At 59.1% G+C, this 13326-nt stretch carries 13 protein-coding genes; 3 read left to right on the top strand and 10 right to left on the bottom strand.

The features are described from left to right. Positions 1–87: 87 nt before the first annotated feature. The gene (locus QKE19_RS06735) at positions 88–864 is read left to right on the top strand and encodes a hypothetical protein (protein WP_284839796.1); all 777 of its coding nucleotides are present in this window, start codon (positions 88–90) and stop codon (positions 862–864) included. On the opposite strand, the gene manA is transcribed toward QKE19_RS06735, so the two are convergent. The 4 genes from manA to QKE19_RS06715 all read right to left on the bottom strand — a co-directional run bounded on the left by manA (position 861) and on the right by QKE19_RS06715 (position 5109). After that, complete coding sequence (manA, locus tag QKE19_RS06730) at positions 861–2063, bottom strand: mannose-6-phosphate isomerase, class I (RefSeq protein WP_048731660.1); 1203 nt, start codon at positions 2061–2063, stop codon at positions 861–863. The genes QKE19_RS06735 and manA overlap by 4 nt on opposite strands. A gap of 87 nt (positions 2064–2150) precedes the next feature. Beyond that, positions 2151–3167, bottom strand: a complete 1017-nt coding sequence (locus tag QKE19_RS06725; RefSeq protein ID WP_070643144.1) for a hypothetical protein — start codon at positions 3165–3167, stop codon at positions 2151–2153. Between the two features lie 38 nt (positions 3168–3205). Next, positions 3206–4585 (bottom strand): phosphomannomutase/phosphoglucomutase, encoded by a 1380-nt coding sequence (locus tag QKE19_RS06720; protein ID WP_080985611.1) that lies wholly within the window; start codon positions 4583–4585, stop codon positions 3206–3208. Positions 4586–4701: 116 nt separating this feature from the next. Beyond that, on the bottom strand, positions 4702–5109 hold the full coding sequence (locus QKE19_RS06715) for a DUF3499 domain-containing protein (RefSeq protein ID WP_005509890.1): 408 nt from the start codon (positions 5107–5109) through the stop codon (positions 4702–4704). A 172-nt stretch (positions 5110–5281) separates the two neighbouring features. Between QKE19_RS06715 and QKE19_RS06710 the strand changes: the two genes are divergently transcribed. Then, entirely contained in the window at positions 5282–5764 is a 483-nt protein-coding gene (locus QKE19_RS06710) for a metallopeptidase family protein (RefSeq protein WP_016422197.1), read from the top strand. 372 nt (positions 5765–6136) lie between these two features. On the opposite strand, the gene QKE19_RS06705 is transcribed toward QKE19_RS06710, so the two are convergent. The 4 genes from QKE19_RS06705 to rfbD all read right to left on the bottom strand — a co-directional run bounded on the left by QKE19_RS06705 (position 6137) and on the right by rfbD (position 9934). Then, a complete protein-coding gene (locus QKE19_RS06705) occupies positions 6137–6505 on the bottom strand; it encodes a WhiB family transcriptional regulator (RefSeq protein ID WP_005510060.1) in 369 nt (122 codons plus the stop codon). Positions 6506–6825: 320 nt separating this feature from the next. After that, entirely contained in the window at positions 6826–7983 is a 1158-nt protein-coding gene (locus QKE19_RS06700; RefSeq protein ID WP_048731655.1) for an NDP-sugar synthase, read from the bottom strand. A gap of 41 nt (positions 7984–8024) precedes the next feature. Next, positions 8025–8948 (bottom strand): glycosyltransferase family 2 protein, encoded by a 924-nt coding sequence (locus QKE19_RS06695; RefSeq protein ID WP_070706035.1) that lies wholly within the window; start codon positions 8946–8948, stop codon positions 8025–8027. Between the two features lie 11 nt (positions 8949–8959). Then, positions 8960–9934, bottom strand: a complete 975-nt coding sequence (gene rfbD / locus QKE19_RS06690) for a dTDP-4-dehydrorhamnose reductase (RefSeq protein WP_347890661.1) — start codon at positions 9932–9934, stop codon at positions 8960–8962. A 274-nt stretch (positions 9935–10208) separates the two neighbouring features. Between rfbD and QKE19_RS06685 the strand changes: the two genes are divergently transcribed. Continuing rightward, the gene (locus tag QKE19_RS06685) at positions 10209–11705 is read left to right on the top strand and encodes an LCP family protein (RefSeq protein ID WP_224783753.1); all 1497 of its coding nucleotides are present in this window, start codon (positions 10209–10211) and stop codon (positions 11703–11705) included. On the opposite strand, the gene QKE19_RS06680 is transcribed toward QKE19_RS06685, so the two are convergent. Then, positions 11702–11962: a HypC/HybG/HupF family hydrogenase formation chaperone gene (locus QKE19_RS06680; RefSeq protein WP_070603458.1), complete on the bottom strand. Its 261-nt coding sequence runs from the start codon at positions 11960–11962 to the stop codon at positions 11702–11704. The genes QKE19_RS06685 and QKE19_RS06680 overlap by 4 nt on opposite strands. A 4-nt stretch (positions 11963–11966) precedes the next feature. Beyond that, entirely contained in the window at positions 11967–13322 is a 1356-nt protein-coding gene (locus QKE19_RS06675) for a nickel-dependent hydrogenase large subunit (protein WP_347890660.1), read from the bottom strand. Positions 13323–13326: the final 4 nt, after the last annotated feature.

Below are 13326 nucleotides of genomic sequence, written 5' to 3'. Positions count from 1 at the left end.
TTAAGTTAGTTCCCAGACCTCGTAATGCAACTGTTATCTTTTTCGTTACAGGGCGACCTCACGCACGACACGAAAGGAGTACCTACCATGGTGAAGAAGGCTTTTGGAGCTCTTCTGCTCGCAGCCCTTCCCCTGAGCGTTTCGCTCGTTGGCTGCTCCGATAGCAATGCTGCCGAGGGGGCGAATCCGGAAAACGCCGGCTCTCAGTCGAAAATGGAGACCTCTGCTCCACTACCTCCAGTTCCTAGTGATGCCGAGCTGCAGCAGAGCACTGAATCGAATTCAGATTCCTCGCTGACTGAGACGACTGGCAGTCTGGTACCTCGTCCGACCACGCCATCGAGCACCGAGATCGTTGAGGATCCGTACCTGCCACCGCAGGCGTACATCCCGCCGACTTCCACAAGCTCAAGTACGACAACTCCGACGTCGACGACATCAACAGCTCCGACGACCACGGAGACCACAGAGCCCACTTCTGACGACGTTTCTTCGCCGACGCCCAGCAAGCCGGTGCCACTGCTACCGGAAGATAACTCGGAAAAGCCGAACGACAGTCTTCCGGAAGGCGACGGTGGCGCAGCAGCTGAGCCGAAGCCGCCTTCATCGCAGGCGCAGTCCCAGTCGGGTACGCAAACCACAACTCCGTCCGAGACTCCTCAGAAAACTCCTTCGAAGGAGCCGACGTCCCCGAAGGAGCCGACACCTCCGAAGGTGCCGACACCGCCGAACAACCAGGCCCCTTCGAAGGAGAAGGACACCGCTGGCGGCAACGGGGCTAGCAATAGCAAGATTTCCCCAATCCCGGAAAAGCCAAAGGACTCCGGATTCCTGGGAAATCTCTTCGATAACGACGAGGACTAACCCACCCGCGGGACGGTCGCGACAAAGACGGTTGCCCCGTCTTGGCGCGCAGTCAGCTCAATATCGGCTGCGTCGACAGCCGGAACCCAGGCCGCATGGCCGCTGGGGACCTCAACCACGGAGTCGTCGTGACGCAACGTAACCGTGCCCGCTGTAGACAACACAACCGTGGCGGAATCTTCGTCGAGCAGAACATGTTCGCCCGGCTCCAGGTCCCGCGAACGGAGGCGGAACTCGCGCACCGGCGCGTCATAGTCATTCCAGCCATCATCGGTCAGCCGCGACTGCAGCACCGGATCTGGCAGCGGGCGGAAAGAGAGCACGCGCAGTAGCTCCACGACATCGACATGCTTAGAGGTCAGGCCTCCGCGCAGCACGTTATCGGAGTTGGCCATGATTTCCACGCCCATGCCATTGAGGTAAGCATGCAGCTGTCCCGCACCAAGGTAGATGGCTTCGCCCGGCTGTAAGCGAAGGCGATTAAGCAGCATCGAGCCCAGGACTCCCGGGTCCCCCGGATACTTTCGAGCCAGTTCGCAGGTGGTCTCGGCTACTCGCGAGAACTCCTCGTCCTCGCCACTGTAATCCGCGCACTTGGCAGCCACGGCTTCGACCAGCTCATCGAGGACATCCTGGGGCAACGTCAACCACGTTGTAAACAATGCCCGCAGAGCGCTCTCGTCATCGGCGGCATCGAGCAGTCCCATGTAGTGGTCGAACTCCGGTACCGCCAGCGCCGCGAGCAACTCCTTCGTGCGCTCCACCGGGCGGAATCCGGCCAACGCGTCGAAGGTAGTCAGGGCGACAATGAGTTCTGGCTTGTGGTTATTGTCCCGGTAATTGCGGAAATGTGCAGTGGCCGGAATGCCCTCCGCATTTTCGCGTGCAAATCCCTCCTGAGCTTCTGCCAAGGTGGGGTGTGCCTGCAGCGACAGCGGCTCATCGGCTGCGAGCAGTTTCAACAGGAACGGCAGCCTGCCGTTGTCGGTGTCAATTGCGCATCCGAGCGCAGCCGCCGGATCCTGCGCAATGAGCTCATCCAGCGGCGTGCCGGCTACGGTGGCCGATGCCAGTGCATGCGCACCAAACCACAGTTCCGCCCAGGGCTTCGATGTGGGAGCGTCCGCACCGGTGATTCTCGCCAAATGTGTACGAGACCCCCAGGGGTACGACTGCAGCACGGGGTCCAACAGCTCCATGCCCGTATCACTCCTCTAATAGTCACTACTGGCGCAAGCACGCCAATCTCACCGAAGCCCCCAAAAGCCTTCGGTGACACCCGGCGATTACGCAGAAAACGCCGCAATCGCACCAACTCTGGCTGCAGTAACACATACTTCAACCAGTGGATGATGAGTCTCCGCATCGAGCGCAGGGCACTCCACACGAGCCCATCCAGCTTCGCCGTAGTGGTCCCGGTAGTGGCTCACATTGTTCGGCGCAGCTAAAACAATCGCCCCCAACGGTAGCACTGTCGCCCCTTCATCCCCACCATCAATGAACGGGTCATAGAAAATATCCCGGCTTGCCTGGGGTTCTGCAGCGAGCAATGCGCCCACGCTAAGAGACAATTCGCTTATCGACGACGCTGCCGAGACCACGCCTGCCTCGAGCATCTGTAACGATGCCAGCTCCGCTACCGGCGCCAGCGCCGAGGTCGTCGACACTGCAAGCATTCTGCGGCCTGCCAACCACTGCGCTACCTGCCGCGCGGGGTTAACTGTTTCATCTCGCTGCGGAGCACAAGCGGCAATATCGGCGTCCACCGCATCGGCGACTTCCTCGACTATCCCAGCCGGAGCCAGAGCGGTGGCGCCACATTCGGTGAGCGCGCTGGCGATGGCACCGACATAGGCGGTAAAGGACGCCGACTCCGCCATCGCCGGGCGCGGAACCACAACCGTATCGGGGCTACCTGCGGCACGCAATGGCCCTTCCCCGGGATCCACCACGACCGTGGCTGCTCCTCGCCTATCAGCTTCAGCCAGAGCTGCACCCAGTGGGCTGCCGGGGTTGTCGTCACAGACGATGACCAAATCGAGGGCGCCGACATAACTGGGCAACTGATGCGCAATTACGACCGGGCAGCGGATGTCGTCGGCAAGCGCGCGCACGGATTCGGCGGCGAGCTGCGCCCGACGATTTCCCACGAGGATGACCGCGCTGCGCGGCAGTGGAAGTTGAGCAAACGCTCCCCCGCGAGTCGCGGAGGCAGCAGCTCTGAGACCTGCGCCGGCAGTGGCCATACGGTAGAACAGGGCCTCTTGGCGCGGGTTATGGGAGGAGTCGAATGACGAGGTCATACTCCCAAGCATGCCTGAAAACGGGCGTGTGGGGTTGATTAACCGCGGATGATGCCGAGAACTTCGTCGACAAGAGCGTCGACCTCAGCACGCGTCGGCGCCTCGACGTTCAGACGCAACAGCGGCTCCGTATTGGAGGCCCGGACGTTGAACCACGCCTTGGAGTCCGCCAGCTCAATGGTCAGGCCATCCATCCAGTCCGAGGACTCGGTGCGATCGGCAAACGCAGTCTCGATTTCCTTCTGCTTTGCCTGCTGCTCCTCTGCGCTGCCCAGGCGGGAATTAATCTCACCGGAGGCCTCGTAGCGGTTGTACTCGGCCATGAATTCGCTCAGTGGCTTGTCCTGCTCTGCCAGTGCGGCCAGGACGTGCATGGCGGCGAGCATGCCGGAGTCAGCGTTGAAGAATTCCTTGAAGTAGTAGTGTGCCGAATGCTCGCCACCAAAAACAGCACTGTGCTCGGCCATTTGCGCCTTAATAAAGGAGTGCCCAACACGGGTACGAACCGGGGTTCCGCCGTTTTCCACAATCATCTCCGGCACGACGTGTGAGGTGATCAGGTTATGGATGATAGCCGCGCCCGGGTTCTGCTCCAGGTAGCGGGTGGCCACCAACGCACAGATGGCCGATGGGCTGACCGGGTTGCCCTTCTCGTCGACGACGAAGCAGCGGTCAGCGTCGCCATCGAAGGCAATACCGATGTCTGCGCCCTGCTCCACCGTGAACTTCTGCAGGTCAACGAGGTTGGCGGGCTCCAATGGGTTGGCCTCGTGATTCGGGAAGTTGCCGTCGAGCTCAAAGTAGAGGTCAGCAACATCCATGTCTTCTCCGAGCACTGCCGGGACTGTCAGTCCTCCCATACCGTTACCGGCATCGACTGCGATCTTCAGGCGACGGCCAGAGCGGATGTCGACCAGCCCATGGAGGAACGCCGCGTAATCCTGCAGAACATCCTCGTGATCAATTTCGCCCGGAGTGCCGGTGTACTCCGGGATTCCGTCGACAAGCAGATCCTTAATCTGAGCAAGCCCTGTCTCCTGCCCGATCGGGCGGGCGAGCGAACGGCACATCTTGATGCCGTTGTATTCAGCTGGGTTGTGGCTGGCAGTGAACATCGCGCCCGGGCATTCCTTTACTCCGGAGGCGAAATACAGCTCGTCCGTAGAGGTCAGGCCGAGCAGGGTGACGTTGAGCCCCTGTGCAGCCGCGCCGTCGGCGAAACTAGCCGCCAACTCCGGTGAGGACTCACGCATATCGTGGCCAACTACGGCACGTGTTGCGCCCTCTGAACGCATGATGTGTCCGAAGGCGGCGCCGATGGCTCCGACAAGATCCGCGTCGATGCCCTCACCGACAACACCGCGCACGTCATAGGCCTTGATGACGGCATCCAAATCGGAACGATTGTAAGTGCCCACGAAAAACCTCTCTGGGTAAGTATCAGTTTTGTGAAAAATGATACTAGCCACAGAGAGGCTCTCACAAAGAAATGCCGCGGCAAGATGGCATGAGCTGGGGCACGGCGCCCGACCCGTTAGTCGTCCGAATCCTCCGGATCGCGAACTACATGCAGGTGACCGCGCGCGGATTTCCGCGTCGACGGGTGGCGGCTGGAATCAATCTTGTAGGTCTGCGGACGGTTGTCGACCTCATCCCGCAGCACCAGGCCAGTCGCGTTGCGGCCAGCTTCACGGACGGCTTCCGCCAGTGCGGTCAAATCATCATCGTCCTGGGCGGGCGTCGGCACGTCGTAACGAACGAGCTCCCACCCCAGCGGTGCGGTGATAGAACGCGCGTGCTTCTCACAGAGATCCCAGCTATGCGGTTCGGACGCGGCGGCGAGCGGACCCACCACAGCCGTCGACTCCGCGTAGGCATACGTCAACGTAGCTACGGCAGGTTTGCCACAGCCGGGCCGGCAACAACGTCTAAAAACACTCACGGCATCAAAGTCTAGACCCTAACTTTAAGTTTCGATAGTTTTTCTCCCACTCGGGCGTTTTTCGCTTTCCGACGCTCCCCCGGGGCACCCCAGCCTTACCCAGTAAACCTGCGACATGGCCGGAAGCTGGCCTCACCCACGTTGACGATCCGACCGATTAAGCTCAACAAATATGAATTCATCGGCTTATACTCCGCGCTCTTTGCGACGCTCACTGCGACGCGGTCGCGGACCTCGGGGACCTCTGTTGCCGCCGGAGGTACCCCGCTGGAAGAGCCGTTCAGAAGCTTTTGACCAGGCGGTTATTGACGCCTACGCCCCATTGGATCAGCGCTGGTCCCGACAACTGTCACACCTGGACATCGCCATCGACACGATTCCTCGCATGCAGTTACGCCCGGACATGTACTTCCCGGAAGAGATTGTCGCTGACGGACCTGTACCACTGGGACGGCTTATCCCCGCTGGCATTGACCGCGTAGGCAACCCCACCCGCCCCTGCGTAGTAGTGTTCCGCCGCCCCATTGAGCGCCGTGTCTCGGGCCGAGTGGAACTCGACCAGATGCTGCAATATGTACTGACCCGCCTGGTAGCGGTATATCTGGGCATTGACCCGGTTGAGGTGGACCCTAGTTTCAACGAGAACTTCCTGTAGAAAGCTTTCTCCTAAGGAGCTCCCTAGAGACCGGGTTAATAGACAAACAGTGTGTGATTCTCAAGATAGTAACTGGTCAGGCCCCATAAATTACCGGCTGCACGCGTGAATACGGGCTGCAAATGTGAAACTGTGTGAGTTTATGATACTTTCAGGCCATTTTTCGGGCGATTTTTGTCATAAACGCAGTCAGTAACTCGCATTAAGAACTAAGCAACAAAAGGGCCCACCCAGCGACACGCTGAGCGGACATATTTTCGTCTATTAACCCTAGAGAGCGGAGAAAAACTCGTTCACCGAAAAATCCCCCAGGGTATTACCCAAGGGGAAACTGCGAGGTCGAGCGAAGGATAAAATGCAGACCCGGCTGCCCTAGCCAATCTGCCGCTTCAAACGGCGGCGCTCACGCTCAGAGAGGCCACCCCAAATACCGAAGCGCTCATCATGCTCGAGAGCAAACTCCAGGCACTCATCTCGCACACCACAAGCACGACAAATACGCTTTGCTTCGCGAGTGGATCCACCCTTCTCAGGGAAGAAAGCTTCTGGATCGGTCTGGGCACACAGAGCTTGCTCCTGCCAGTCCTGATCGACGGCTTCAAACAACCCCGAAAGGTCATCTGCCCACTCTGTCAACGGCCGAGGCTGGTTTTCAGAGGAGCTATCATTCACAGCGATGTCACCCGCATTCGTCTCACTATCCACAGCAGAGCCGCCATCAAACATGCTGGACTTTTCCATGCCGAGGGCCTCCTGATGATTGTTGCTGCGGGTCTTTAAATTGGGCTTAGTGTGCGAAACACACATTTGTGATTACACACGTGTAACCCACCATCGGTCAAGCCGAATAGAGAATTTGCCCCAATACTTTTCATTGCCCCTGAAGCCCCTCCCCCCGCGTTGGGGATTAAGTTCAGGTTGAAGGATGGCCCCCGAACTCTAAACCTGCCACCTGAACTCAATCACATTCGCCACATGCCTCTCACCAGCACCTTTGGCGACACTTCGGCAACTCTAATCAGATATTGCCGACAAAAGTCTGACACGCCGAAGGCTGCAGACTAGACATCCGTCGAAAAACGTACTCCGTGATCTGGAATCTGGACGCCCGGCCACACACGGATACCGTTGATCAATTCACAGCGCGCACCAACGACGGCACCCTCGCCGATAATGGCATCACTGATGACCGTTCGCGGGCCAATATCGGCACCATCGGCAATCACAGAGCGCTCGATCACAGCACCGGCACCGATGCGTGCGCCGTCGAAGATCACCGATTGATCAATCCGAGCTCCCGCACCAATCTCCGCCCCACGGCCGACAACAGAGCCACCGTAGAGAAGAGCGCCGCCACCGACCGACGCAGATTCGTCGACAAGCGCTTCGCCGTGCTTACCCTCTAGAAGTGGTGACGGCGCGATACCGCGGACCAAATCGGAGGAGCCGCGGACGAAGTCACCCGGAGTCCCCATGTCACGCCAGTAGGCGTAATCAACGTGACCGTAGACGTTCATACCGCGGTCAAGCAGCGCTGGGAAGATTTCACGCTCAACGCTAATGGGGCGACCAGCCGGAATCGACTCGATAATCTCGCGGCGGAACACGTAGATACCGGCATTAATCTGATCGGTCGGCGGATCCTGGGTCTTCTCCAGGAACTCCAGGACGCGCCCATCCTCATCGGTCGGAACACAGCCAAACGCGCGTGGATCCGGCACACGGACGAGGTGCATCGTAACGTCCGCATCCTTCTCCGCATGAGTACCCAATACCGCGCGCAAGTCGGTACCGCCGAGGACATCGCCGTTGAAAATCATCGCGGTGTCATAGCGCAGCTTGTCTAGGACGTTTCGGATACCGCCACCGGTTCCCAGCGGCTCAGCCTCAAAGACGTATTCAATTTCGAGACCCAAATCCGAACCGTCGCCGAAGTGTTCTTCAAATACTTCAGCTCGGTAGGAGGTGCCCAATACCACGTGCTTCATACCTGCTGCACGAATGCGGCCAAGCAGATGCTCCAGGAATGGATGCCCTGCCGTGGGCAGCATCGGCTTCGGCGTATTCACGGTAAGGGGACGCAAACGCGTACCTTGCCCGCCAACCAGAATGACAGCGTCAGTCTGTTCAGCCAACGTGGCTCCCGCCTGCTGTGCAGCATCCGCTCCCGGCTGGAAGGCGGAGCCATGCCCAGCACTCGGACGAACTTCGGTAGTCATGAAATCGGTAACTTTCTTCGATGGATCATTCCAACAGTTAATTAATTCCTACGCTTTTTGACCGCGATTATGACTTTGCCACGCAGGAACAGCCCCAAACGCAATGCCAGTCGCACAGGTGCCAGCGCCGGCCCCGGCAGGCGATCTGACATAAAACGGTATGCCGACTCGTGATGGGCCTTTACGGTAATTTCCGGGTGCTTACTGGCAGAATGTCCCTGCGCGTGACGAATCTCTGCACGGGGACAGAAAATATTGATCCAACCGGCCTTGCCCAGTCGGTCACCCAAATCCACGTCCTCCATGTACATGAAGTAGCGGGTATCAAAGCCATCAATCTGGTCGAACGCATCCCACCGCAGCAGCAGGCACGCGCCCGACAACCATCCCGCCGATCGCTCACGATCCATATCCGTGTCATCCCGGTAGCGCCGTGAGAAAGGGTTAGTAGGCCAGATATCGGCAAGCAGCGCGTGCCCGATACCGCTGACAAGTTTAGGAACCGCGCGTGCCGACGGGTACACGCTGCCATCCGCCTCGCGAATCAGCGGACCAATCGCTCCGGCTTTGGGATTGCGCTGCGCGCATTCCAACAGAATATCGATTGCGCCAGGGGCAAACACCACGTCAGGATTGACCAGCATGACGTAATCAGGATTGATTTCACCGGCACGGCGAGCCCGCCCCAGCTCCGCAATGCCACGGTTGGCGGCCGCGCCATAGCCAATGTTGCCGCCGGTGCGCAGAAGCTGAACATCCGCTCCGGTCTCCTTGGCCCGAGCTTCTTCCTTCTCCACGGAACCATCCGTCGAGCCGTTGTCGGCCATAATCAGGCGCGTGGAGGCACTGGCGGCGGGGCCCAGCGAATCCACCAGCTTGCTCAAGTGCTCACCGGGCGAAAAGGTCACGGTGACCACACCGAGCGGAAGCTGCGAGGGTTGCGGGGAATTCGAGGTTACATTCACAAACCTAGACCCTAGGTCAGGACTGCCCGCAAAGTGTCCTGCCACTCCGGAAGCGCATGTAGACCTACCTCACTCCATGCCGAACCATCCAACACGGACCAGGCCGGACGCGGGGCCGGACGTGGGAACTCACTGCTGGTACAAGCCGCCACACGCTGCGGATCGTGACCGGTGAGCCGAAACACTTCGCGAGCCACTTCGAACCATGTCGCCTCACCGCTGCCCGTGACATGGAAGGTGCCGGTCGGTGCGCTGCTCGGTTCGGACAACACACGTTCGGACAACTCCCAGATAGCTCCGGCGAGATCACCGACAAATGTGGGGTTTCCGTGCTGATCGTCAACGACCTTAATAATTGCCGGATTGCCTTTGTCGTCAGTCGCCGTCTCTGCCAGACGCATCATCGTGGAAACGAAGTCCTTGGCCTCCGGCTGTGTGGGCCCCGACCAGACCCACGCCGTGCGCAAAATAGCGAAACGCGCACCCGAATCACGCACATTATTCTCCCCCACTAACTTGGTACGTCCATACATAGTCCGAGGCGCGGTGAAATCATCAACTCGCAGCGCTCGGCGCTGCCCCGTCATCTCATCGACTGCTACATCACCGAAGACATAGTCGGTGGAGATGTGAATGAGATACGCGCCTTCTTTTTTCGCCCGAGCCGCCAAGTACTTCGGTCCAAGTGCATTGATAAGGTGCGCCGAACCGGGATCGGATTCTGCGCCATCGACATCGGTCGCCGCTGCCGCGTTAATGATGATGTCGACGTCGTCAAGCAGAGGCGTTGCCTCCACAGCAGCCGAATCAGTGATATCCAACTGCGCCCGCGTAAGAGCGCGCACCTCAACATCGGCGGCGAAAGAATCACACTGAAGCGCAGTACCCAGCTGTCCCGCCGCGCCAGTTATGGCGACAATGGGACACCGCGAGTTGCTGTGGGTTGGTCCAGGAGTGGCGAAATGCGAGACTGAAATTTCAGACATATTCTTCTTTATCACTATCGTAGATACGATTGACACTGTGTTGAGGTGCAACCGCACACGGTTGGACGGTTAAGGTTTATGTAGTTTCCGCAGCTGCTTACTGCCCTCCACGATGTGTGGAATGCCCACGCAGACATGCAGCACAAATTATATTTTCGAAAAACGGTTTAAGAGGAGCCCCGGTTTGAGCAGCCACACGCCACGCGCGCGTCACGCACGCGATATTCAAGCGCCACCGTCCTCTGCAGAGAGTACAGCCCAAGCTTGGCCGCCGATGCTGCGCAATGCGCTTGTGCTGCTCTCAGCCATTATCCTGGTTATTTCCGCAGTTGGCTGGTGGACACTTGGTAGGACCACCGACAACTTGGGTTCAGGTGGCGACTTCGGTCTGGGCAGTGAGAAGGACGGTGCAACCGATATTCTGCTCGTCGGCTCCGACTCTCGCACCGATGCCCAGGGCAACCCGCTGACTCCGGAAGAAGTTGAGCTTCTGCGTGCCGGCGACGAAGAAGCCACGAATACAGACACGATTATTGTGATTCGTGTTCCTGCCGATGGTTCCTCAGCGACGGCAATTTCCATTCCGCGCGATACCTATGTCCACACCAATCGCCTAGGCAACACAAAGATTAATGGTGTCTACGGCAACACAAAGCAGATGGTCGAAGAGGAACTCGCAGGAAGCGGCGCCTCGCCGGAAGACATTGAGCGTCGCTCGACCGAGGCCGGACGTAGAGCTCTAATTGAAACCATTAGCGATCTCAGCGGTATCACTGTTGACCACTACGCAGAAGTTGGCCTGCTCGGCTTCGTCCTGCTCACCGATGCCATTGGTGGTGTCGATGTATGTCTGAATGAGGCTGTCTACGACGAGTTCTCGGGTGCAGATTTCCCAGCGGGCTCACAGACATTGAAGGGCGCCGACGCGCTCTCATTCGTCCGCCAGCGCCATGGTCTGCCCCGCGGTGACCTCGACCGAATTACTCGCCAGCAGGTCTTCATGGCCTCGTTCACCAATAAGCTGCTCGGCGCTGGCACGCTGTCTAATCCCGCGAAGCTGTCTGAACTGGGCAACGCCGTCCAGCGTTCGGTGGTGCTCGACGACAACTGGGATGTCACCGGATTTGCCACCCAGATGCAGGGCCTCAGTGGTGGCAACGTGAAGTTTGAAACTATCCCGGTGACCTCGATTGACGGTGTCGGTGACTATGGCGAGTCGGTGGTCACAATCGATAAGGGCCAGGTTCACAAGTACTTCGAGACCCTGCTGGGCACCAAGGAAGAAAAAGCTCCGGCGAAGGAAGAAGACGAAAAGAAGGCTGACCCCAACGCGGCTGAAACTACGGTCAGCGTTTACAACGCCACAGGCATTGAAGGTTTGGCCAGCGGCGTCTCAGGTTTCTTAACGGAAAAGGGCTACACCCAGGGAGAGGTCGGCAACGCTGAGTTCGCCGGCGTTGCCTCCAGCCAGATCAATGCGGCTGACCCAGAGGATCCGGCAGCGCAGGCCATCTCTGAAGCACTCGGTGGCGTACCGATTGTCCACGATCCATACCTCGATCCACACCACATCTCAGTGACAATTGCCGGTGACTACGAAGGCCCGGGATTGACATCAGAGGGAATGGCCGCTGATTCGGGCGACGGTGCCGAACCCGCGCCTGAAGTCGAAGATGGTTCCAATGGCGATGTCATCGGCCAGGAAGGCGGGGCAATTCCGCAGGAAGATCGCCCCGCTATCGACGCCGCCGGCGTGACCTGCGTGAACTAGGCCCGTCCCTTCGGGGAGACCTCAGCGACATGTTCGATGAGGTTATATTCCTCAATTGCGGCCAAGGACTCCTTGGCCTCCTGTTCGTCCAGCACGTTCATGATGAACCCGTTCTGGACGAACACCCAATCACCTGCCACCAGCTCAGGCACGTACATCGCCGAGCATTGCCGCTTCTGCCCCGCCATATCCACCGTCGCCATCGGCAATGGACCATCGGCGATTGCCAAAACCCGGGCAGGAATTCCAAGACACATCGTGTTACTTCGTCCTCTCCACTACAGTGGGGGCGTCTGCCGAACCAGGGCTATCCGTTGTTATATTGTCCGCAGGTGCACCGGCATGTTCCTGCATCGTGAATGTCATCACTCCCGCAGGTGCCGAGCTACACGGTAGGCACGGATCAGCGGCCCAGATGGACTTCTCGACCCCCGCAGTCTCCCCGCCACCGCACAGCTGCTCGGTGAGCATACGCGTCAGCCAGGGTTCATTCTGCGCAGTTGGCGTCATAATCTGACAATCCGTGATGATGCCGTCAGCTCCTGCCGTATAACGATGCACTAACAGCCCGCGCGGCCCGTCGATCATCCCGACACCACTGCGATGCCCTTCAAAGTCAGCATTCTCAATCGCCGCCGCGGCATTCGGTTCGCACACATGGTCGCCGAGCAGTTCCCCGTCGGCAAACACCCGCTTCGCCCAAGCCACGGTGTCGGCGAGAAGCTGGCGTTGGGCGTCGCGTGGGCTGATTCCACGCTTATCGACGACAACCTGCCTGGAGACCGGCCCCACCCGGTAGAAATCTGCCCGCTGACCTTCACAGCCATCCTTGCCCAGCTCCTTCGAGGCATCAAACACCGGTCTGGGAGCGGCATCGCCCGGACGGGATTCCCGAACACGTGTAGGCCAATCAGCAGCCGGGAAAATCTGCGCTGCGGTATCGGTGTCGTGCCGCGCGACTGCCAGGTAATTTCCCAGCGGAGCCAGCTCACCGTCAGCATCGACGACTGCGACGTCGAGACCGTCAAAAGTATCCGTCCAAGCATCAGGAGCATCAGGGGCGACAAGAGGCGCCACTTCCTTGATTACCGCCATCTCAGCCAGCGCCTCCAGAGCACTTTCTGCCTCAGTAACTAACGTCGTATCCACTGCCGCGCGCACACCGCCAGGGACGGCGACATCTGGGAAATGCGACGGTGCCCCCGCTGCACGCATCAGAGCTTTTCCCGCACGCTTCATTGCCCGCGCCCCCTCGCGGTCGGCGGCCACAAACTTGGTCGCTAGATTATCCAAGGTCGACCCGGCCGCCAGCAGCTCTCGAATCAACTGTGCGGTGCGGGGAATATCGGAAATCCCGTAGAGGTCCTCCACCGCCCGTACACCTGCAAGATGATGCACAACCGGGCACAGGCCACACAGCCGCTTGGTGATATCTGGCACATCTAATGCCTGCTTGCCCACGAGCATCCCGTCGATACGCGGCAGCCCTGAAAGGTCGAAGGACACCTGTGTGATGGCGCCGTTGTCATCGCGATAGACATCCAGTCGTGCCTCGAATGGGTCAACAAGCTCATCGAGCTGGATGTGCTGGGTAACCGGAACGGATTTGGATGACATGGTC

It is taken from the genome of Corynebacterium sp. c8Ua_99 (genome assembly GCF_039907185.1).
In the GTDB taxonomy this organism is placed as follows: Bacteria; Actinomycetota; Actinomycetes; order Mycobacteriales; family Mycobacteriaceae; genus Corynebacterium; species Corynebacterium jeikeium_D.
This window is presented reverse-complemented; position numbering and strand designations above follow the sequence as displayed.